Origin of the sequence: Segatella paludivivens DSM 17968 = JCM 13650, assembly GCF_000373185.1 — a bacterium.
Lineage (GTDB): Bacteria > Bacteroidota > Bacteroidia > Bacteroidales > Bacteroidaceae > Prevotella > Prevotella paludivivens.
Genome location: NZ_KB890650.1, coordinates 1 through 23,076, shown reverse-complemented (window position 1 = coordinate 23,076; position 23,076 = coordinate 1). Strand labels below are relative to the sequence as shown.

Annotated in this window: 15 protein-coding genes; 4 read left to right on the top strand and 11 right to left on the bottom strand. The window is 37.0% G+C overall.

Going from position 1 to position 23,076, the window contains the following annotated elements; all coding sequences use genetic code 11:
- Positions 1-117: 117 nt before the first annotated feature.
- The 8 genes from B045_RS0109080 to B045_RS15330 form a co-directional block, all read right to left on the bottom strand.
- Positions 118-570 carry a DUF6078 family protein gene (locus B045_RS0109080; protein WP_018463958.1) on the bottom strand — a complete coding sequence of 151 codons (453 nt, stop codon included), beginning with the start codon at positions 568-570 and terminating at the stop codon, positions 118-120.
- Between the two features lie 374 nt (positions 571-944).
- Positions 945-1,847 carry a nucleotidyl transferase AbiEii/AbiGii toxin family protein gene (locus B045_RS0109075; protein WP_018463957.1) on the bottom strand — a complete coding sequence of 301 codons (903 nt, stop codon included), beginning with the start codon at positions 1,845-1,847 and terminating at the stop codon, positions 945-947.
- Positions 1,840-2,598, bottom strand: a complete 759-nt coding sequence (locus B045_RS0109070; protein WP_018463956.1) for a type IV toxin-antitoxin system AbiEi family antitoxin — start codon at positions 2,596-2,598, stop codon at positions 1,840-1,842. The genes B045_RS0109075 and B045_RS0109070 overlap by 8 nt, the downstream gene beginning before the upstream one ends.
- Before the next feature lie 363 nt (positions 2,599-2,961).
- Positions 2,962-3,549, bottom strand: coding sequence for a hypothetical protein (locus B045_RS0109065; protein ID WP_018463955.1), 588 nt, complete (start codon positions 3,547-3,549; stop codon positions 2,962-2,964).
- A gap of 16 nt (positions 3,550-3,565) precedes the next feature.
- Complete coding sequence (locus B045_RS0109060; protein ID WP_018463954.1) at positions 3,566-5,779, bottom strand: ThiF family adenylyltransferase; 2,214 nt, start codon at positions 5,777-5,779, stop codon at positions 3,566-3,568.
- A complete protein-coding gene (locus B045_RS14480) occupies positions 5,766-6,917 on the bottom strand; it encodes a ComEC/Rec2 family competence protein (protein WP_018463953.1) in 1,152 nt (383 codons plus the stop codon). The genes B045_RS0109060 and B045_RS14480 overlap by 14 nt, the downstream gene beginning before the upstream one ends.
- Positions 6,918-7,394: 477 nt before the next feature.
- A complete protein-coding gene (locus B045_RS0109050) occupies positions 7,395-8,711 on the bottom strand; it encodes an AAA family ATPase (protein ID WP_018463952.1) in 1,317 nt (438 codons plus the stop codon).
- Between the two features lie 704 nt (positions 8,712-9,415).
- Positions 9,416-9,571, bottom strand: a complete 156-nt coding sequence (locus tag B045_RS15330; RefSeq protein WP_018463950.1) for a hypothetical protein — start codon at positions 9,569-9,571, stop codon at positions 9,416-9,418.
- Between the two features lie 305 nt (positions 9,572-9,876).
- Here B045_RS15330 and B045_RS0109035 point away from each other — a divergent pair, with 305 nt between their 5' ends.
- Positions 9,877-13,755 carry a Pls/PosA family non-ribosomal peptide synthetase gene (locus B045_RS0109035; protein WP_018463949.1) on the top strand — a complete coding sequence of 1,293 codons (3,879 nt, stop codon included), beginning with the start codon at positions 9,877-9,879 and terminating at the stop codon, positions 13,753-13,755.
- Between the two features lie 64 nt (positions 13,756-13,819).
- Positions 13,820-14,968, top strand: coding sequence for a peptidase associated/transthyretin-like domain-containing protein (locus B045_RS0109030; protein ID WP_018463948.1), 1,149 nt, complete (start codon positions 13,820-13,822; stop codon positions 14,966-14,968).
- Between the two features lie 328 nt (positions 14,969-15,296).
- On the opposite strand, the gene hemG is transcribed toward B045_RS0109030, so the two are convergent.
- The 3 genes from hemG to B045_RS0109015 all read right to left on the bottom strand — a co-directional run bounded on the left by hemG (position 15,297) and on the right by B045_RS0109015 (position 20,155).
- Entirely contained in the window at positions 15,297-16,664 is a 1,368-nt protein-coding gene (hemG, locus tag B045_RS0109025; RefSeq protein ID WP_018463947.1) for a protoporphyrinogen oxidase, read from the bottom strand.
- A 1-nt stretch (position 16,665) separates the two neighbouring features.
- Positions 16,666-18,030: an oxygen-independent coproporphyrinogen III oxidase gene (gene hemN / locus B045_RS0109020; RefSeq protein WP_018463946.1), complete on the bottom strand. Its 1,365-nt coding sequence runs from the start codon at positions 18,028-18,030 to the stop codon at positions 16,666-16,668.
- 76 nt (positions 18,031-18,106) lie between these two features.
- On the bottom strand, positions 18,107-20,155 hold the full coding sequence (locus B045_RS0109015) for a TonB-dependent receptor (protein WP_025884216.1): 2,049 nt from the start codon (positions 20,153-20,155) through the stop codon (positions 18,107-18,109).
- A gap of 466 nt (positions 20,156-20,621) precedes the next feature.
- Between B045_RS0109015 and B045_RS0109005 the strand changes: the two genes are divergently transcribed.
- The gene (locus B045_RS0109005; RefSeq protein ID WP_018463943.1) at positions 20,622-21,326 is read left to right on the top strand and encodes an SIMPL domain-containing protein; all 705 of its coding nucleotides are present in this window, start codon (positions 20,622-20,624) and stop codon (positions 21,324-21,326) included.
- A gap of 118 nt (positions 21,327-21,444) precedes the next feature.
- Positions 21,445-22,608: an iron-containing alcohol dehydrogenase gene (locus tag B045_RS0109000; RefSeq protein WP_018463942.1), complete on the top strand. Its 1,164-nt coding sequence runs from the start codon at positions 21,445-21,447 to the stop codon at positions 22,606-22,608.
- Positions 22,609-23,076 lie beyond the last annotated feature (468 nt).

The window sequence follows — 23,076 nt, the reverse complement described above, 5'->3', positions numbered from 1 at the left end:
GTTGTGTAATCCTGTTACCCACGTTGTGTAATCTTGTTACACACGTTGTGTAATCCAATTGCACAGGTGCTGATGTAATCGAATTACACAAGTGGTGGTGTAATTTCAGGTAAGACCTTATTCGCTGAAGTCGTAAATATATCTATAGCCTTCAAACTCTTTCTCTCCTTTGTAGCCATGTTCGCGAAACAGATTAAGAATCCATTCCTGCTGTTCGGGAGTAAGCAGTTTCTCACCTTTATTATATTTATAGTAAGTGGTGTTGCAACCCAGATAATCAGTTATCATACCTCTCAGTAGTACTTCCTCTTTTCTCTTTAACTCACCAAGCATGGTGTTGAAGCCGTAAGCTCCTTTTATCACCCTTATCTGTTTAAAGAACCTGCATTCTCTATTTTTACCTGCATTGGGATAAATTGCATTGCCAAGAGTCACATCCTCTGGAATATTCTTTCCTGTCATGAAATGCATACACTCATTTGCCTTTGTACACTCTGAATTGAAGCAGTTGTACCAGCTTTTTGGTGCATCTGCATAATTAAAAACCATGTTTTCCTTTTTGTCTTCCATTATGTTGTTTTAGAAATTGTATCTTTAAGTTCTAATAAGCTTCAAAGGTACAAAAAATGCATGAATTATGCAAATGTCATAATTGTATAAAAAACGCCAAAAGTAGGTGTGATTTTGGATTTAATGTCACTTTTACCCCGATAATGTCACTTAATGTCACTCGTTAATCCCTTATAAACAAAGGCTTTGTGACAAAGTGACATTAGTGACATTGAAAAAACTTTTTCTGGTAGCGGCTGTTTTCCTATATTTCGAAACTTATTGAGAAATCAGATGTTATTTTCAATTATTAAAATCTATATATAACTAATACGGAAATTATTGTGATTCAGATATTTTGTTTAATTACTAATATTAAATACAAGATTTTTAAATTAACTGGTTAAGATATTTTCTAGAAGCTCTGCTTCTTTCTCTAGTTTCTTAGGATTAGCCTTCTTGAGCTTATTCAAATTCAAAAGCTTCCACTTTACTGATGGGTATTCAGCAAACTCTTTATATGGAGATTTTTCCCATTCAGGATTGCCTTTTTCAAAGGAAACAAGAAAATGTTTGTCCTCTTCAGTCAAGGTATTTTTGATATTCTTTATTAAATTAGTTCTAGTCTCTTCATAATCCTCATAAGTGAAATCTACGTCTGACATGCCGGAAAACTGTTTCTCCATAGCATCTTTCTGATCAATTAAGCTTGGAGAAAAGGATTCGTGTATAGGTCTATCACTGCCTAATAGGCAGAAAATAAATCCATATTTAGCTTCCTCAAAAGAAATGCTCATATGTTTGATATCAAACATATCTCGTGGGTGTTGTCGAGACAAAGCTGCTGCTATCTTTCCACCATAAAGTTGTGTCAATGGAACAATTCTTGCCTCGACCTCCATCTCAAACATATCTTGAGCTTTTGTACACAAAGGCATCGTTAACGTTTCATCTCCAATTATGCCACGTTTAGTTTGATTAACTTCGATTTTCACTTGACAACCATGATATTCACATGTGAGTTTGCATATATCTAGCCGTGGAATCACCTTCATTCCCTTTATAGATTCAGTTATTCTCGAACTAATTCGCAATAAAGCCTCATTGATATGATTAATACTTGATTTTCTATCCTCTAGAGGTATATAGGTAAGATCTATGTCTACAGAAAGGCGCAACATGTCACTAACAAATAAATTTATAGCAGTTCCACCATGCACAGCAAAGCATTGCTCATCCATAATTATAGGGAGTATGCGAAGCAATAGACGCACTTTATCTTTATATGTATTATTCATAATCAGCTAATTCTTTTGGTATAATTATATTATATTTAGCGTCTCTCACTCCGCCTTTACATAGGCTTCTCGGTCCACTTCCTAGAGTGACCTTTGATAAATCTAGACGTTTAAACCATGAATGTTTTGATTTCTCAGCCATATACAGAAATAACCGCTTTACTTTAAACGAAGAACATTGCTCTAATAGTTTAGTTACCAATCCTGCTCGTAAGGTGGTAAGCATTTCCATAAGATAATATATATCCATAAGGTTATAATATTCTGGAGCAAGCAAAAGACATTCCATGATAGCAAGTTCTGGAGTAGAAACTTGTAATGTAAAACCTTCATATTCTATATGCGTCACGCCTATGCTTCCATCAAATACTTTGGTGGAGCATTCTTTGAGCGTTCTTTCCCATTCATAAGAGGTTAACCATTTAGGAAGTCGATTATCAAATGATGTGAACACGAATGTTTGAGGTTTTCCTAAGGCGACATAATGAGTATAACCTTGGAGTTCCAAGGCTGCAGAAGCGCCTATACGGTAGCGCTTCCCCATTTGTTTTTCATAGGAAGCTAATGCGGCATAAAGAGTAGGTGTACTATTACTTAATCTGTATATTCCAGTACTCATGCGTGTGAGCCAACCAGACTTAACATACTTTACCTGCTCAGTACGACTAAGTCCTAGACTCTCTAACCATGATGTGTTCATTATACCTGATGGAAGAGACAACTTTATTATATTGTTTATTTTAGTTGCCATTTTGCAATAATTATGTTTGCAAATATAACTATAAAATAAACACTCTCCAACATATTCATCGTTTTTATGCTAGTTTAAAGGTCAAAACACCTATAATAGTTTATTTTATATGCATATTTGCAATATTTTTATTTGCAAATTCAATAGTAAAATAAAACCTTAAATACATACAATTTGTGAGCTACCATCATGATAGAATTGGATATCGCAAAATGCGATATCCAATTATTGAATTTATCTTTGGTGAATTATAACATAAAATAGACATAAAATTAGTCACATACTTTATTTTGAATTGTGTTTAGGTTGTACTACGTTTGCATATTCAATATGAGCTTGAAAAGCAACACACAGTTTTACAAATCATTTTGCCAAATACTCATTTAACACTTCTCTTGCAAAATAAAAGCCTTTTTCTCTAAACCTATTCCAAACTAACCATATTATAAAAAGCCCAATAATCCAAAAATACCAAACATCATATAACCTTGTAGATACAAAAATAAAAAGAATTAAAGAAGATGTCAGAATTGTACGAGAGAATGCATATTGTGCATTAAAATCGAGGATACGACTATTTGGATTAGACATAGAATGACGCATAGCACATGCAAACATTCTCCCTCTAGAAGCATTATTGTCATCTAGCTCTGATTGTAGTTTCTTTGTAGCAAGCATAGCCTCATAAAACTTAACTTTTCTTATACCAGTCCAATCCAACCCGTGTTGAGGAGTAAGTAACTTTTCAGAGGGTTTACCCCCTATAAAATAGTATAGTACTGGTTCTATTAAACTACTAATGGCATTAATAAAATATCCTAAGATATAGCCACATGCTATATAAACTTCTACATCTAATGATTGATCATTAAACCATATTATTTTTACAACGGTAATCAACACAACACCGATAATAGTATTTGACAACAAATCATAATATTTTAATTCCATAATATTTATATTTAAATTAAAGCAATACTGCACATTGTAAGCTGTTTGGAGCCAAAAGTACTTCAAGTATTGGTTTTGAGTTATTATTAGTTTTCATCTCTAAAACTTTTTTAGAAAACTCTTTATGATCTGTAATACTAAAAGTGTCTGGACCGTTTGGATGTGAATGCCATTCGCCTACATATCCAAAAGTTGCACCAGAAAGACGTTCTATATGAGATAGTCTTTTCCTCAATCCTTTTTTACCAAGAATTACATTATCTGGTCCTCTCTTTGTATCATCAGGAGCAACAATATCTCCAATAACATGAATTGTTCTGTTCTTTGTATTACACTGCCCTATAAGATAGCCACCAGTCTCATTAGATCCATAATTTTCTGCCTGGTTTATAATAGATGTTATCACTTGTTCACTAATTCGAATACTCCATCCATCTACATTGTAGATACGGAATGAAGGAATATTTATTTTCTTCACGACCAAACTACCTTCGTCATCAGCTTTATATAGCCAACACCCTCCATCACTATATTTACCTTCAAAAATGCGCTTTGAAGTAATACTCATAGCTGAAGCATACTGCGAAATAACGTCATCTGAGAGTATGAAAGTTTCAGAATTGCAACCAAGACCAACATTCATTAAAGAAGCAGGCTCGTCAGCTAGTTGCTTGTCTTTTATTAAGTAGTTTGATATGAAAGGATCTACATTATACTGAGTCAAAAAAGAGATGAATATATCATCAATTCTTAACAAACAATCCTCGCTTTCACAAAGTAACAAACCAAATTTTCCATCATTATAAATTGCAGAGCTAATAACTGATGGTCGAGATTCTATTTGTACCAACAGATTATAAACAATCCTTGAAGCCGTGAAATCAAGAATATAATCAGTATGTCTCGCCTCCATGATTTTATTATCTTGAAGTATTGTCTTCACAGGCTTATGGGATGCCTCAGTATTTATCGTCTCATGAGAATACATTGAGTCTGCAACCTGTTTCATTTCATCAGCCTTATTACATGAAATAGAGTTACTAAACAATGCATGTCGGCTTAAATTAAAAGCACTAAGGTTATCTGGATCTGAAAATAGTATATTTGTAATACCGGCTCTGATAAAGTGCATGGCAACCTTAGAACCAAGAGCACCACAACCAGCTATAAGCAAAGATGGCTCAATTGCTTTATCTAAATTTGAGATTTCATGTGCTTTTATTTTAGTAAATGGAGATCCTTGTTTATGAAAGCATACTTTAGAAGAATTTGACAAGACAAAATCGCCTTTTTCATCTTTATCAAAACTTACCTCAAAATTTACAAATTGAAAAACAGAATTTACGCCTATTAGCTTTTTACTTCTGCGTATTGCCAAAATAATAATAAATCTCGAGGATTGATTATTATTAAGTTTATAGATACTATCAATTGAAACATTAAGGTTTATACCATATTTATTAGCATAAGTTATAAGTCCACCATAAGTATCTGGCAAATTAACATCATAATCATCGTTAGAAACTGAAGACTGACTCCAATATATTGCACCGGGCAAGAAGTCTTTATTTATATCGATAAAATTACATTTTAAAATCCATAGATTGTTGTTTGTTAAATTTATGATTATCTTATTTTTAAAATACAAAAAAAACATATTATGATTTTCTTGCTTACCAAATAGGCTGTCTACATTAGCAGATAACTGATCATAATCATAAATTAATGTAGCTCTATAGCCCTCTAATCTTAATGGCTCAAACTCACCTCCGTTTAAAATATTATTAACAGTAGCCAAATCTTCATACCAAGCACGCAAATGCTTGATATAATCCTCTAGTTCCATGTTAGCAAACCATTCGTCACCATTACCACGGAACAAGCATATAGGACGTAATCCATCCTTATTACAGTAGATATGAGGCGTATGTTCAAAATCAAAGTCATTTCTTCCTATACAAGCACAAGGAACACTATCTGGATAATTTTCAGAGAAAACGATGAATACAGGTTCTTCCTCTTTCACTAACCCAATAAACTTATTGTATCTTGTTGGTAACTCGAGTTTTAAAGCAAGTTTTATAACATGTGAATTATTGTATTTATAGAAAGTTTGGTCAAAAGTAACATCAGGCATACTAGCTATTCTTTTGACATCATTAAATACACACGGCGGAATCTCCGCCGATGTGCATTTAATAAACTGAATAAAATCGTTACTTTCTGCCATATGTTGACTTTTTGCCTGAACCTGTATTACCTAAAGAAGAACCAGTCGCCCCTGACTGTTGATTCTTATCCTTTCTTTGAAAGCCATTAGAGGTTATCTCAAACACAACAGGTTGGGGATTTTTAGAGTTTGGTTCCTCGGCTAGAGATATAAACTTATCAGTAGACCCAATAAGCTTTTTATACTCTTTCTTGGCAGCATAATGAGGAGGGTTATCATCGTCGTCCTTAATCAATTTTGACGAAGCAATAATCAAAGCTCCATCTGTTTTATGATTAGTAATCAACTCTTTTGATGACTCAACAGGAGTACCATTTTCTTCTTCATCATAAGGAACATCGTTAAAGTAAGACCATGAGCAATGGTGCGGTGCAAGGAATATATCAAAATCTAGCTTATCATCATTATGATGATTTGAGCATTGGTTCTGAATCTCTTCCCATATACAATAATCAGCATCACCTCCAAATAGATAAAGAGCTTTTGGTTCTGAATCAGTAGTAGCATTTTTAAATCTAGCCTGCATTACTATGGACGTTTCATTTTTGTCCTTTTCTGCTTTCCCCTCAATTAGGTTATCCTTAAAAGGAGAGTGTACAAAGAATTCTAGCAATGCCATAACTTTACCATTAATTTTATTAATAGTTTCTCCTGGAATATAAGAAGGAACATTGGCATATTTCTTATCGCCATCATAACCTATCATGACAAGACGATTACCATCTTTGTTCTTTAAAGACGAATTTTCATCCCAAAGTTTTTTGCGTCTATTTGCTTCTTTCTTCAATGCTTTAGCTGGTGTACTAGTAGCCTCGCTAAATAACATAGAAGTCACCATCAACTCATCGATTATAACAAGATCATTATCCTTATCACTATCTGAGTATTTGTCTGGATCACCTAGATAATAGTTATCATCAACACCACGACAATGGTCCTCATCAGGATGAGTCAACAGAAACAAATTAAGATGGTATCTTCCTTTGTTGTCAGCAGTTAATTCTTCTAATAAATCCGACATTACATCATAGCAATCATCATTATCTCTGATATTAGCATCTATTTGAATAGTTGTTTGTTCAACTTTAATTAAAACGGTATCACCGTTATCTACTGGATAAAATTTGATTTTATTCATGTTTATATTTTTTAGTTATTACTTGCCAAGCTCTAATATCAGAGCATGACAATTTATTATTTTTTATTCGCATACGTATTATATTTTTATCGTAAAACGAAATTTTCAGGTATATTTTTATAAAAAGCACCTTAAAATATGCAATAACTCGAAAATTATATGTAACTTTGTCGGACTTAATAAAGCGACTGGATTAATTATCCAGTATTGAGCGTCCTCAACCTGTTTTGGACCTCAGGAAAAGAGAACTTACTTGCCGGTGCGTTCTCTTTTTTTATTTAATGAATCTTATTCCTGAAAAAAATCTTTACCTCCTTTCTTGTTATATTTTGGCAAAGATATATATTAAATTTCACATCTCCAAATATTTCGAGATGTTTTTACGTATTTTTTATACGCTAAATAAAAACCAAAGGTATTTCCTTCGGCTGCAAAAGTATAAAGCGTAGAAATTCTACGCTTTATATATGCAATAAATTATTTTAATTCATTTTTTATGTTTTCAATAAATTCGTCAAATTTAAAATATTTCTCTACAAATGGTAATCCTTCAAGTTTATTACTCATATACACATTATATAAGTTTTTATTCTTGTGGATTAGTGCTTGATTAACAATGTTAATGCGAGTCTCACCATCGTCTGTTTTCTGGTAAATCCTAATTGCATCCCTTCTTAGATTTATACTGTTAAGTATAGCTACTGTTTGAGTTGTTATAATTATTTGACTCCTTTTTGAAAGTGCAACAAACAATCTTATCATTAAATCCATTGACACTTGATGTACCGAATAACTAAACTCGTCAATAAAGGTAGATCTCCTATTCTTTATCATATCAAAAATGAGCATTATCATATGTAACATACTAATTGTTCCTTTTGATTCCATTTCAACATTAATAGGATAATTACCATGAGTCGTATTATGCATAAACGTTATCATCCGCTTATGCAGTTTTCCGTCTGGATATTTTTCCTTCATTTGTTCTATCCATGATTTAGGAGCAACCTCTAATATATCTTTAGGAATATCAATAGCTTGTTCTGTTACCTCATAATCGCAAATTTTAACATCTACACTTTTAAATACTCTAATAAGAATATCCTTTAATATAGGATCATTGATAGAATCATCATCAGAAGCCAGTTCTGTAGGATCAAAGTCAGATTCTGATACGAATCGCATCTCATTACGAAAATATTGGTAACAACTTCGTAATACTGCACTAGAAAGATTCAAAGATCCAAATGTCGCTAAAGTGGAGGTATTTCCTAATGTATTAACCGTTAGAGTTTTTTTATCTTCTGAACATAGATCACAAGCATTGCCAAACACAATAGAAGTTCTTTTACTATCAGTCTGTCTCTTAAAGACAGATGCGGTGTTACGCCCATCATGCATTATTAATGTTTCCTCAATAATAGAATCAACACTTACGGAAATATTGTATGTATACCTAATGTCATTTATAAAAAATGCTATAGAAATCTTAGAAGGATTATTTCTGGAATCATCATCCAACATGAAAGGTTCATAATCTGGCTTTTCTTCAATATTATCACATTTATGCAAAGCTATATTGCGTAAATATTTAATGGCAGCCAATGCATTCGTTTTTCCTGCTCCATTATTTCCAATGAAGATAAGCATCTTTAAAATTTTAGTATTTCCAATCGTTGTGTACCAATTTTCGGACTCTGATGGATTTTGACCCTTTTCTCGAGATGCTATAAATGATATCTCCTGCTCTTCCTTAAAAGACAAGAAATTTTCTATCTTAATGCTTTCAATCATTGTTCTATTGATAATTTTGTTTGCAAAGTTACATCATTTATTATTATAAACCAAATAATCTAATGCTTATTTGTGCGTTTTGCGTAGTTATTTTACGCAAAAAGTTATTATATTTGATTTACCGATAGGACACTAAATAATAACAAACATTCATATTTCATAAATGTCATTGCTACATATGAATAACCATAGCCTACTATAACATTTTCTTTGCATGTGTAAAACGACCGTTCTCTCGCAGATTCACGCAGACAAAGACAAATTGGGTACATGAATCTGCTAAAGCTGATAAAGATAATTGCAACATAGTGGAGACAATGTCGTTCATGCTGTTTGTTGTTTGCTGTTTCTCTGCGAAATAATGCAGCTTGCTGCATTCGTCTGCGTAATCTGCGAGAGAATAATCATGCAAGAAGACTCAATTAATCAGCGAGAACCCCAAAAACTAACCCCAACTACAAACTGTGTTTTATCTGGGGGAATCTGCGGGAGATAATGCTCTTTATGTTGATAAATTATAACTGCGTTAGCAGATATTGCTGCTATATCCCTAAAAGGTATCTGCGGGATATCCATGTCATCTTTTTACATACTCGCTGCAATATCGTAGGCCTGTTTCATGCGGTCGCTCATTCCGATGCCATCTCTAAAATTACCGGCAATGACTAGTCCAGAATATTTATGCTGCAACAAGGGTATGCTTCTTAATCTTGCGCCTGTGCTGCTTTCATATTGCGGAATGGCTCTGGCATGACGATAGATTTCAATTTTATCGGCTGCGTATTTGTGGGATATTTCATCATGCTGTGTAAATTATCTATTACATGATGTTTTATCTCTTCGTCGCTGAGCTTTATCATCTCTAAATGTTTCCCAATAAAGAACGCATAAGCGGCTCCTCTTTTGGATTTATTGCTTGCCGTTTTCTAGTGGCAAGTAATATGGTGTACCGCCTCGTCTTTCGCTGTAGTTTTTATTTTTAAGAAAAAAGATAAAATATCTCAAAAAAAATCTGCTATACAAATGGATTTAGATATTAATTCCTATCTTTGCCACAATTAACATTTCATGATTGATATTGATAGCAATAGATGGTACAAACTTGTATCGAACTATCAAATATGACGATACAATTTTGAGACAAACTTAATAAAGATATTATTATATGTTTTTAGACTCTTTCTTTGAAAATTCAGTAAAAACTTTCCCCAATAACATTGCAGTTGAAGAAGGTGAAAAACAATATACCTATATTGATGCAGAACAGTTAGCAAACAAATTGGCAAACTACCTTAAAGGTTTGTCGATAGGTCCTGAAGACAAGGTTACAATCCTCTTGCCACGGTGCGCAGAAGTCATCATCTCCATGCTTGGCGTTCTCAAAACCGGTGCGGCATATATTCCACTCGATCCGGAGATTCCTGCAGACAGAGTTAATTTTATCATGGAGGATGCTGATGCCAAACTGCTTATCACTTCGGATGAGATATTGGATAGAATAGGTGAACAACTGTCATCATTCCCGATATTCAATATTGACAAACAGAGAACAGAACTGGATGATTACCCCGACACAAAACCCATTGTGGATGGAAGGAGTGAGGATAATCTATGCTACATGATATATACATCAGGCACCACGGGTAAGCCTAAAGGGGTGCTGCTGATGCATAAAAACGCCGTGACATACGTTAACGGAGCAAGAAAGATTTACCCCATCAACGAAACCGACAGAGCCTTACAGGGATTTTCGGTATCTTTTGATGCATCAGTAGAAGAAATATGGGTGCCATTATCGGCAGGTGCTACTCTTGTGATCGGTACATTCGACATTATGCGCTCCGGCGACAGGTTTTCTTCAATACTGCAAAGTCTGGACATCACATTCCTATCATGTGCGCCAACATTATTGTCGATGGTGAAAGACGACATTCCACATCTTAGAATACTGATATTTGGCGGTGAGGTTTGCTCCCGTGATATCGCCAACCGATGGTGCAAAAAAGGTCGTGCAGTGTACAATACTTACGGTCCTACAGAAGCTACGGTCATTGCGACTTATTCTATTCTCGAACCTTGTCAGGAGGTTACCATCGGTAAAGCTTTGGACGGATATGACGTTCTCTTGGTGGATGAGGAGATGAATGTGATTGACGAGACTGACAAGGAAGGTGAGATTCTCATTGGCGGTGATTGTATAGCTCGTGGCTATTTAAACCGTGACGATCTCACAGCAAAGAAATTTATCACTACCGAACGTTACTGCGGTAAGATGAAACGATATTATCGCACTGGCGATTTGGCTAAATATAATCGGGATCACGAATTTGTGTTTATCGGACGTGCCGACGCTCAGGTGAAAGTACGCGGATTTCGTGTGGAACTTGCCGAGATAGAAGGACTGCTGATGCAGAATGAAGCCATACAGGCGGCAGCGGTAACACTGGATAATGCGACTCAACAGTTAGCGGCTTTCGTTGTGCTACGTGCGGGAAAGACGGTAGACCGTGCTGTCGTAGCAAAGCAGTTAAGGTTGTTACTGCCTTATTACATGATTCCATCAACGCTCGATGAGATTAGCGAACTGCCAATGACATCGAGCCAGAAGATAGACCGCAAGAGATTGCCGGCTCCTAAAACCCCTCTGAGCTTCTCGAAAGACAGAAATATTATCCAACCTTCAACACAGCTAGAGAAGGCAATGGTTAAAGTTATTGCCAAGAACATTGGTCGTGATGACATTTCAATGGACGATCACTTCTTTAATGATCTGGGAGGACACTCGCTGCTCGCTGCTATTGTCGTGTCGGAGATGAGAGAACAGAAGATGTTTGAGAATATGTCTGTGGTGGATGTATACAAATTTCCGGTGCTTTCAGATCTTGCAAAGGAACTGGAGGGCAAACGTCCCTCAGCAGACGAGAAGAAAGAGGAGAGGGATATCTACAAGGTGCCAACATTGCAATATTATCTTTGCTCTTTATGTCAGGGCATATCACTCATATTCCTAACTTTATTGTTCGGATTGGAATGGCTAGGACCTTTCTTTGTCTATTCTTATTTCTATTCAGCCGACTATGGAATGGTGAACTCTATCTACATCAGTCTGTTGTCGTACTTCTTGATTCTGCCAAGTCTCACGGTATTCTCTATTCTATTCAAATGGATTGTTATTGGACGAATACGCCCAGGCAAATATAAACTCTGGGGCAGTTACTACTTCCGCTTCTGGATTGTAGGCAAGGTTACTGCCATCTGTCCTGTGATATACTTTACAGGAACATCTATCATGAACTGGTTTATGCGGTTTATGGGTGCAAAAGTAGGAAACAATACTTATATCAATACATCAGCCATTGACGCATTCGACTTGGTAAAGATAGGTGATAATGTAAGTATTTGTACGGATACACACTTGAGAGGATATACGATCGAAGATGGTTGGCTAAAGATAGGTACGATAGAACTCGAAGATAATGCTTTTGTAGGAACTCGATGCTGTTTGGCACATAATTCTAAAATGTGCAAAAACAGTTCGATTGAAGACTTGACACTGATTCCTGAAGGTACAACAATACCTGCTAACGAGAACTGGGGTGGCTCGCCTCCACGCAAAATAGGGGTCAACGAAAAGAAAGAGACAATCAAACTATGGTCTCCGAAATTTACGTTGCTTTCATTGGCATCTGTTTTCATCATTCCACTTATAACGATGGTAGCTTTCTACCCTGGTATGTTGGCAGTGGCTCACATCAATTATGTTTCCAACATCTGGCATTTTGCATGGATAACACTACTCGTCGGCGTATCATTCGTGGTGCTTCTGACAGTGATTATCGCAATATTCAAATGGTTGCTTCTGGGCAATATCAAGGAAGGACGCTACAAGGTGAACAGTCTTTTCTACTATAAGAAATGGTTTTTTGACCAGTTGATGAAGTTGAGTTTGCAGGTAATAGGCACGCTTTACACAACGCTCTACCTACAAAAGTGGTTCAAGATGCTAGGTGTGAAGATGGGAAAACGTGTGGAAATATCTACCGTAGAGTTTATTTCTCCAGACTTACTTGTTACGGGAGATGAATGTTTCCTTGCCGATTCTGTTTCAGTGGGAGCTTCGTATGTGCGTAACGGCTATATCGAGATCGCCAAAACATATATTGGTAACCGTACATTCGTAGGCAATAGTGCCGTGATGAGTCCGGGAACAAAGCTAGGAGACGATGTGCTTGTGGGTGTACTTTCAAAGATGAAGGAAGAAAATCTGCCAGCAAAAGATGGCACAAACTGGTTTGGATCACCTGCGGTATTCTTGCCACGAAGGGATGTGAATCATGATTTCTCATCAGAGCGCACTTACAAACCTTCCAGAAAACTGTTCTGCTACCGTTATTTCATCGAGTTTTTCCGTGTTGTTCTGCCATCAACATTTTTCATCTTTATGGCGGGTATCATCACCGATATAACTTCTTACATGCAGATTGAGCGAGATCTTAGTGAACTCATATTATGGTTCCCATTACTCTACATCGGTGTATCAATCATCGGTATATTTATTACAGCACTGCTGAAATGGGTCATCGTGGGAAAATACGTGCCACAAAACAAGCCTTTATGGAGCGGATTTGTATGGCGTAGCGAACTTGTCACCGGTCTGTATGAGAATTTCCTTGTGCTGTTTTGCCTGAACATCCTTACAGGAACACCATTTATAAAGTATCCACTTCGATTACTTGGCTGTAAGATTGGTAAACGAACCTGTTTGTTTACAACCCAGATTACAGAGTTTGACCTGATACATGTGGATGACTACGTTGCCCTTAACGACAACTGTACTATGCAGACTCACCTCTTTGAGGATCGTGTGATGAAGATGTCGTATGTAACGATGGAAGAAAACTGTTCTGTTGGTGGTATGTCTGTTGTGCTTTATGATTCAAAGATGGAAAAGAATGCCATCCTCGACCCACTGTCAGTACTGATGAAGAATGAGACGCTGTCTGCTGACAACAGATATATCGGTGCTCCGGCAAACAAAGTATAAGTGATTTAGAAAATAGTCTCATCTAGATATAAATGAATTTTTTAAAGCTAGAAATTAAAGGACTATGAAAATAAGGAAGACTCTTATTACCACTTGTGTCATTCTCGTTTATGGGCAAAGCGCTATGGGGCAGTCACGAATTGTTGTTTGTGATGCATTTACCAAAGCGCCTATACCATATACGAATGTTTATAAAGCGGAAAAAGGGGAATATAGAGGTACTGCGACTGATGAAAAGGGAATTGCAACGATTGACTTTTCATTTCAAAAACTTTGTATTAGTCATGTAGGTTACACACAACAAACATTCACTAATACACCAGACACAGTATTTCTTATTCCGAAGGAGAATCTTTTGTCAGAAGTTGTTGTCAGTAATGCGGAACCGCAATGGATTCGTCCTTTCTTAAAGAGGTTTATTGAGAATAAAAAAGATAAATACCGAACTGCAACAGAAAATTTTCACTATAGTTATAACACACGAAATGCTAGTGACAATAGTGGTTATTGGTTTGAAAATTCTGGTATCATCAGAATACCTTCATCATCAACAAAAACGCGATTTGAAATAAAACCATCGAAAGGGTATATCCATTTTAAAGATAGTACCGCAGGTTGTGATTTCACAAATATGAAGCGAATGGTTTATCATGACTTCGTGGATGAAATGGATATGAAATTTATTAAGCACCATAAATTCCAAGTTAATGATGCTTTTAATGCGGAAGATAAAGATGTGGTTCAACTTTATTTCAAGTCTATAAAATATGATAAAGAGGATAAGGGGTATATTAATGTAGATACCGCTAAATGCATAATTCTCTCTGTTATACGAGATACTGGTATTGGCTATAATATAGACAACAACACAAATGGTTTTACGAGAACTACCTTTAATATTCTTACAGGTTGGAAGTATTCTAAATGGATAGTAAATCAAAAGATTACTTATTCTGAAATTAATGGAGTCTATTATCCTTCTTTGTGTAGATATAAAGCTTACATCCTTGCTGAATCAGAAAAGGGGAAATATGCAGGAAGGAAGTTTGATTCTTTTGAATCTGAAATAATTTTTAATCAAACGAACTCTCAAGAAGAAACAGGATTCTTTGATCTTGCCGAACCGTGGTATATGAAGATTATTGTTAGCAAAAAAGAAAGATTAGCTGAAGAACAACTACAAAATATACCCAAAGAATACATTCTATATTAAATTATGATATAAAATGCTCATGGGCTGCGAGTGTTTATTCTCTTACAGATTCCTGTAGTTTCCCGCTGATATGTTTTTTTTCTTTGCACGTGTGAACGGCCAATTCTCCCGCAGATCTCGCTGATTACGCAGACAACCCCAAAAACTACACTAACTGTCTTTCTCTGCGAAATAATGCAGCAAGGCTGCATTCCTCTGCGAGATCTGCGCTATCTGCGGGAGAATATGGGTTTTATGTGTTATATTTAATCTGCGTGAGAACACATCTGCGTTAGCAGATATTGCAGTTATATCCCCAAAAGGTCTCTGCGGGATATCTATGTGTTTTTTACATGCTTGCTGCAATATCGTAAGCCTGCTTGATGCGGTCGCCCATTCCGATGCCATCTCTAAGATTACCGGCGATGACTAGTCCAGGATATTTCTGTTGCAACAAGTCTATGCTCTTTAATCTTGCGCCTGTACTGCTTTCATATTGTGGAATGGCTTTATCATGACGATAGATTTCGATTTCATCGGGCTGTGTCTTTGCGGGATATTTCATCATGCTGTGTAAATCATCTATTACATGGCGTTTTATCTCTTCATCGCTGAGCTTTATCATCTCAGGATGTCTCATGCCACCAATGAAGAAGGCATAAGCGGCTCCTCTTTTGGGGGCACGCTCTGCAAAACAGTCGGAAGGAAACAGAATGCCTAATACATCACGCTTTTCTTTGGAAGGAACAAGACCACCAAAGGCGCTGTGACAAACTCCCTTGGTGTCGGCAATTCCTACGCCTACCTGTATCACGGGTGCATATTTGAGATTCGTGATTGTTTGCATGATGTCGCTGTCTACAAATGGCAGAAGCGTTGAGAGAGCGTAAGCGCCGCAGGTGGTGACTACCTTGTTGCACTTTATATTCTGCTGCTCACCATTCACAGTGTAGTTGATATTGAAACCATCGGCAGAAGGGGTTATGCTGATTGACTTTGCATTTAATAGAATGTTGTCTGAACCAATTTTGTCAGCCATCGCACTCGTTAGACTTGATAGTCCGCCATGGGTGGAGAATACTTCTTTGGTAGCTGTTTTATCTCTGTCGGTCTTTGGTTGACGAGCTTTTTTAATCGCCCCAAGAATGAAACTGCCATAGTCCTGTTCCAAATCATAGAGTTTGGGCAATGCGTATTTTGTAGGCAGCATCGTAGGATTGGCAGCATAGACTCCGGCAAGGAATGGGTCAACGGCATAGTCAAGATATGAACTTCCAAGGCGTCTTTTTGTTAATTCAGCAACGCTTTCATCGGGATTGTTGCCTTTGGCTCTGAATGGTTCTGTGAGAATGCGTAGTTTGTCGTAGGTTGTGAATAGGGGAGTGGTGATGGCACTGAGAAGTCCTGAAGGCAGTTCATGAAACTTGCTGCCTTTCCAAATGAGTCTTCTCTTTGCAGAAGCTTGGGCAATTTCAAGTTTGCAACTGTCGTTGAGCGAATGGAATAAATCCATTACTTCAGGATATTTGACAACACCAGTGTTGGGACCACTCTCAAAAACGAAACCATTGACATGATGAGACTGAATCTGTCCGCCAATTTTATTGTCGCTTTCAAGGATTGTTACATTCCGGTTTTTATTACGCAATGCGAAAGCTGTAGTGAGCCCCGTGAGTCCTGCTCCAATAATAACTATATCGTGAGTATTGTCCATCATCTTATATTGGTTTAGAGAATTTTCTATCGGTATTGATCATCAGCGGATCTAAGGCAGCAACTACATTCCTTACAAACGGCGAACCCATTTCAGCCATGGCAATGATGTTGCCAGACATGTTTATAAGTCCATCGGCCGCCATTTCTTTGAGTTTTTCTTCATCGTAGTTGGTGCAGGCTTTTAACTCAGAGACAGACATGTTTGTTTCCTTACTTAATACATTCCAGTCTAAATAGTAATTGCACATTAACGATTCGGAAATTTCACGCATCACCTTTTCTTTCTCATTAAGTTTATATCCGTGTGCAACAGGCAGATGTCCGCTGTTGACAGTATCAATATACGCATCGATATTCTTTACGTTCTGGGCAAAGGCATCATCTAGTTGACTTATTCCTGTTGCTCCAAAGGCATAAACCTGACCGGTGGTGCGAAGGGTGCAATAGCCCTGAAAGTTGCGATGCAGTTGGTGGGTATCCAAAGCCTGACTAAGTTCGTCATCAGGTAATACAAAATGGTCCATACCGATACGGCGATATCCGGCTTTTACAATCGTACTTGCTGCTCTTGTAGCCATCTCTTCCTTGGTTTCACTGTCGGGTAAGCCAATCTTCTCTAATATCTGTTGGCGCTTGAAAACCCATGGCACATGACCATAGCTGAATGTTACGATTCTATCGGGACGCAGACTTACGGCTTCTGATATGGCACGCTCAAACTCCTCTGGTGTTTGGTGGGGTAGTCCATATAAGAAATCAAGATTGATGATGATTCCTTTTGATCTAAGGATTTCAAATATTTCTTTTATCGGCAGTATTGACGGTTGTCTGTTTACAGCTTCCAATACATCAGCATCTGTATCTTGTATTCCGATGCTCACTCTGTTGAACCCTGCATCGGCAATGGCTTCCCAACCTTCACGATCAAGAAATCCGGGATGGCATTCAATGGCAATTTCGGGCTTGTCGATAGTAGGCATCAACGACAACAGGTGCTGATTGAGTTCTTTGAGCGTTGAAGCACTCAACTGCGAAGGACTTCCACCTCCATAGTGTATCTGAGAGATGCGTCTGTTTTTATCAAGATGCTTGGCAACGAGATCAATCTCTTTGTGAAGTGCAGCTACATATCTATCAGTAGACTCCTGATCTTTCCATTTATAGGAGTTGCATCCGCAGTAATGGCACAAGCGTTTGCAGTAGGGGAAATGGAGATAAAAAGAGACGTTGTTTTTCTTAGCGTCGTTGGAATCTTCTACAGTCTGAATGAAATCATCTTCATTGATTTCTTTGAAATAGTTGGCTGGGGGATAGCTGGTGTATCTCGGTGCCTGAATATTATATTTGTTGATTATGTCCTTGTTCATCGTCTTTTATACTATAATTACGGAAAGCATGTTACGGCGGATTTGATGATTACCGCAGCACATGCTTTCAACATTGTCAGAAATTATATGTTATTGAAGTTCCAAAGCTCAACGGTCTGCCCTTCTGCACATAATATGCATTATTTAATGTGAAGCAATAGGTCTGATAATCGGTGCCAGTGATGTTCTTGCCCCAGATTTCCCAGTTGAACTTACCGCTGCTGACGATAACTTTAGCATTGAGCAGAAGATAGAATTTCTGACTTAGGGCATTGTTTTCGTCCCAATATATTTTACCTGTTCCGTTGAGACCTGCACTGAAGGTGATTCTATCGACAACGTTACACTTAGGATATAAGGTATAATCAGAGTTTATGCCAAAAGTATTTCTTGGGACCATCGGAATCATATTGTGATCATAATTTGTCTTATCACTTTGCTTGTAATCGAGAAATTCAGCATAGGTATATCCGTAGCTTAATCCAACATTCCAATTGTATATAGGATGGGCAGAAACAGAGAGTTCAACACCCTTGCTGTTGCTATGGCCTGCATTTGTAAGGATGTTGCCTACTCCTGGAATAGTATGGGTAATCTGTTGATGTCTCCAGTCAATATAAAATAAAGAGAGGTCGGTGGTGATTTTACCGTCAAGGAATCGTAGTTTGCTTCCTACTTCATAATTCCAGCTATATTCAGGTTGGTATGTCTTGTTGTCGTCGGAAGTAATGGTTTCGTTGAATCCTCCCACTTTATAACCACGACTTACGGTGACATAGTAATTATTATGCAGGGTAGTGAGATACTGCAAGCTGAATTTTGGCGAGAATTGGTTGAAGTTAAGATTGTTGTTGAATGTATACGGAGAATTGTCAGCAGAAGTAGAACCTGTTGCAATCGTATATCTTTTATAATCTTTCTTTGCATGCTCATAGTCAAATCTTAATCCAACAGTGGCAGAAAGACCTTTCCATATATTATAAGATGACTGATGATAGATAGCGAAAGATGATATAGGATCACTGTAATAGGTAGGCATGCTGAATTTCTGAGCAATATAATCTGTTGTCAGAACATTGTCTTTCTTCTGAATGAGTCCGAAAGCACCGATAATCCATTGGTATCTCTTGTCATTATTAGATTTAAGTGTGAATTCCTGTGTGAGCGTGTTCATGTGGTAGTCATTCGTAACAAAGTATTTGTCAGCAGTAGTGAAATCCTGATCAATATTCATGCTTCCATTCATAAACTGATATGATGTCTGACTGCTGAAGCTGATGTTGCTTCCATTGTAGACAGCTGATAGTCCATTGTTTGAAATCAGTCGTTTGAATCCGCTTGTTCTGTTGTAAGAAATGTCTCCGATGGTGTTGCTCTGCTTGTCATAGACAGCATAAGGATAACCATTCTGGTTGCTGTAATCAATCCATGAACTAAATCGGAATTTCCATAATTCAGTAGGCTTCCATTCAAAAGCCGTTCTGCCAGAATATTCTTTAATCTTATCCGCTTTTTTACCCGTTGCTACATTCGTGAAGAAGCCATCGTTGCTGTGATAATTTCCAGAGATAGAGAAACCAAGGTTGTCGGCCAACTTTAAATAACTTGATGCCTGAGCAGTGATGTCGTTTTTGTTACCATATCCGATTTTAATTCTCGTGTTCTGATATTCCAAGGGAGAGAAAGTATGAATATCGATGATGCCTCCCATGGCATTACGTCCGTATAATGTTCCTTGTGGTCCCCTTAGTACCTCAATGCTTGCAATGTCAGCCATGTCGATATCTAAAGCAGAAATATCATAATGTGGGATCCCGTCAATATAAAAGCCGACAGCCGATGTCTTTGCCTTTGAACCTATTCCACGTATAAATATAGGACTGTTGGCTCTTGAACCATAATCGGGCATATAGAAATTTGGTATAAGCGTAGAGAGTTCTTTCATACTTGTGACATTCTGCAAGTCTAAGTCTCTTGCGTTCATCTTGTTTGCAGACAATGGTGCAAGACTTCTCCTGTTGGCCTTGAACTCAGTAACGGTGACTTCTTTAATGTTTATAACGCTGTCTGTCTTTAAATGTGGACTAGCCATCATGAGCGAAGTCATTAAAATCTCTGTAAGCATACTATTTATCTGTTTTGTTTATTACGTTTATTCAGGAAGGAACTCTCCATGTAAGATTGGTGGGTCATCGCTATATTAGCATCGGGTATAATGCTGTCTTTATAGAGCTGTTTTACATCCTGTTTTTATCAGTGCGCAAAGTTAGCAACTAATATAATAGTGTGCAATCCTCATTTGTTAGGTAATTATTTGTTTTTTGTCTATAATAGATTTATCATTTGGTCAATTTCTTTTCTCAATATCATGCAAGAGAGAGCAGGGGTAAGTTTACTTGAGATACAAACAGCCGTTCTCAAGCAACCTATACTAGACTTTTACTTGCAAGATGAATCAGTATCAATGCAAGCGACATGTCTATACCATGATAAATATCAAATATTTCATAAACTTCTTTATTTTATAGTACGATATGTTTATTTAATCACTATATTTGTGATTTAGTGAACAACTTAATTATAGATTGATTATGAAAAACTACAGAATTGTTTCGGCAGCATTGCTGATGGTGGGACTTATCGTGGTGGGAGTCTGCATCAAGAGCGGATTGAACAGTATGGCTGACAACTCGCGAGTGGTGAACGTAAAGGGTTTGGCTGAAATGGAGGTGAAAGCCAATAAAGTGACATGGCCCGTCTCGTTTAAGATTGTTGGTAATGATCTTGGTTCTATTTACCAAGACGTGAATAAGAATAATCGAATTGTAAAAAACTTCCTTGTAAGTAAAGGTATAGCCGATAGCGAGATAAGTGTCAATGCTCCTCAGATCGTTGACAAGGCCGCAGATGTTTATAATAACAATGGATATAAGGAAAGGTATAATGTCACATCAGTGATGACGGTTTCAACAAGTAAGGTGGATCTTGTCAGAAAGTTGATGAGCCAGCAGGCTGAGTTGCTTAAACAGGGCGTAGCCATTACGGCAAATGATTATAATAATACTGTGATATATGCATTCACGAAACTCAACAGCGTGAAACCTAAGATGATAGAACAGGCAACAAAGAACGCACGTACGGCTGCTGAGAAATTCGCAAAGGATTCTGAAAGTGATCTCGGTAATATAAAGAGTGCCGATCAAGGACAGATATCTATTGAAGACCGTGATGCCAATACTCCTTTTATAAAGAAGGTGCGTGTTGTGACTAGTATTGTATATTACCTGAAAGACTGATGAAGAATCAGTAATATTTGTATTTTAATCTGTAATTTGGATACTCGTTATACACGAAATATGATTTAACTTTGCATCCGTAAAAATAATAAATAATTAAAGAAAGGATATCGCAATTATGAAATTAGATTTCACTTATGAGAATCAGACCAAGATATATTTTGGTCGCACAGCAATGGAAGGACTTAAAACCGAACTTGCTAAATATGGTAAAACAATTATGCTTGCTTATGGTAAGGGAGCAATAAAGAAGATAGGTGTCTATGACCAGGTGATTGAAACATGTAAGAGTCTTGGTAAAACGGTTGTTGAATTGTCTGGAGTTATGCCTAATCCTACTTACGAGAAAGTGATGGAAGGATGCCGATTGGTTAAAGAAAACAATGTAGATTTGATACTTGCTGTAGGTGGTGGATCGGTTATTGACTGCGCAAAGGCAATTTCGGTATCTACTTATTGCGAGGGTGACGCATGGCAACGTTATTTTACGAACTTTGAACCCGTTGACAATAAGTTGGTTGCCATAGCTTCTATTCTGACAATGGCAGGTACTGGATCAGAGATGAATTCGGGTGCGGTGATAACAAATGACGAATTGAAAATCAAGATGGGACGTGTGTTTGATGCAAATGTGAACCCTCGCTTCTCTATCTTAAATCCTGAATTTACATACTCTGTATCTAAATATCAGATGTTGAGTGGTATCTTTGATATGATGTCTCATCTGATGGAGGCATATTTCGCCGGCGATGATAATGGAACTTCAAGTTATATCATTGAGGGATTGCTGCGCTCTATTATTGATAGTACACGCGTGGCAGTAGTAAATCCAGAAGATTATGAAGCTCGCAGCAATTTGATGTGGTGCTCTTCTCTGGCAATGAACCCACTTGCCGGACTAGGAAAGGCGCAGGATTGGGAAGTTCACATGATAGAACATCAGTTGGGAGCTTACACTGATTGTGCTCATGGTATGGGACTCGCTGCTATCTCTATACCTTATTATCGTTATGTATCTCAGTTCGGACTAAACAAGTTTGCTCGTTTTGCTCGTGAGGTATGGCATATCAACGAAGAAGGCATGACCAAGGAACAACTTGCAAAGGCTGGTATAGATGCATTGGCACAGTTTATTAAGGAATCTGGAATGGTGACACGCCTGCGTGATCTCAATGCTACAGAAGAGATGCTGCCATTGATTGCTAATTCTACATTATTAATGGGTGGATATAAGCAAATGACGCCACAGGAAATTCTTGAAATATTGAAACAAGCATACTAATGTGTTATATATAATAAGGTGAACTTAAAATCTTGATGTGTTTTATGTCAACAAAAAGGAAAAGATTAAATAAAAATGAATCTTTTTCGCAAAAAGATTTGGAGGTTCGGATAAAAACCTATACTTTTGCACTCGCTTTTAAGAACAACGGTTTTTAATAAAGCAAAAAGAAACATCGTGTAAACGAAAACAGAATGAAATTTATTTCTTATGTTGAGTGCAGCCGGTGTTCTTCGAAAGAAGAAAGAGTTCTTTGAAAAGATTTACATAGACAGAAAAGTAGTACAAGAAGCGAGTGCTGAGATTTATTTCGGTACTCGGGTAAAAAGAAACAAACCGTCATCGGATGTAAATCCGATTTCGAAAAAACTAGGTTTTAGACTACAATAATTTAGGAGATTCGTTCTGAACAGATTACAGACATTCTAGAAATAGAATATATAATATTTTACAATGGAGAGTTTGATC

What these genes read in the sequence shown, in the direction of transcription:
- B045_RS0109080 (WP_018463958.1), bottom strand. Translation starts at nt 570, where the DNA reads ATGGAAGACAAAAAGGAAAACATGGTTTTTAATTATGCAGATGCACCA.
- B045_RS0109075 (WP_018463957.1), bottom strand. Translation starts at nt 1,847, where the DNA reads ATGAATAATACATATAAAGATAAAGTGCGTCTATTGCTTCGCATACTC.
- B045_RS0109070 (WP_018463956.1), bottom strand. Translation starts at nt 2,598, where the DNA reads ATGGCAACTAAAATAAACAATATAATAAAGTTGTCTCTTCCATCAGGT.
- B045_RS0109065 (WP_018463955.1), bottom strand. Translation starts at nt 3,549, where the DNA reads ATGGAATTAAAATATTATGATTTGTTGTCAAATACTATTATCGGTGTT.
- B045_RS0109060 (WP_018463954.1), bottom strand. Translation starts at nt 5,779, where the DNA reads ATGGCAGAAAGTAACGATTTTATTCAGTTTATTAAATGCACATCGGCG.
- B045_RS14480 (WP_018463953.1), bottom strand. Translation starts at nt 6,917, where the DNA reads ATGAATAAAATCAAATTTTATCCAGTAGATAACGGTGATACCGTTTTA.
- B045_RS0109050 (WP_018463952.1), bottom strand. Translation starts at nt 8,711, where the DNA reads ATGATTGAAAGCATTAAGATAGAAAATTTCTTGTCTTTTAAGGAAGAG.
- B045_RS15330 (WP_018463950.1), bottom strand. Translation starts at nt 9,571, where the DNA reads ATGATAAAGCTCAGCGACGAAGAGATAAAACATCATGTAATAGATAAT.
- B045_RS0109035 (WP_018463949.1), top strand. Translation starts at nt 9,877, where the DNA reads ATGTTTTTAGACTCTTTCTTTGAAAATTCAGTAAAAACTTTCCCCAAT.
- B045_RS0109030 (WP_018463948.1), top strand. Translation starts at nt 13,820, where the DNA reads ATGAAAATAAGGAAGACTCTTATTACCACTTGTGTCATTCTCGTTTAT.
- hemG (WP_018463947.1), bottom strand. Translation starts at nt 16,664, where the DNA reads ATGATGGACAATACTCACGATATAGTTATTATTGGAGCAGGACTCACG.
- hemN (WP_018463946.1), bottom strand. Translation starts at nt 18,030, where the DNA reads ATGAACAAGGACATAATCAACAAATATAATATTCAGGCACCGAGATAC.
- B045_RS0109015 (WP_025884216.1), bottom strand. Translation starts at nt 20,155, where the DNA reads ATGCTTACAGAGATTTTAATGACTTCGCTCATGATGGCTAGTCCACAT.
- B045_RS0109005 (WP_018463943.1), top strand. Translation starts at nt 20,622, where the DNA reads ATGAAAAACTACAGAATTGTTTCGGCAGCATTGCTGATGGTGGGACTT.
- B045_RS0109000 (WP_018463942.1), top strand. Translation starts at nt 21,445, where the DNA reads ATGAAATTAGATTTCACTTATGAGAATCAGACCAAGATATATTTTGGT.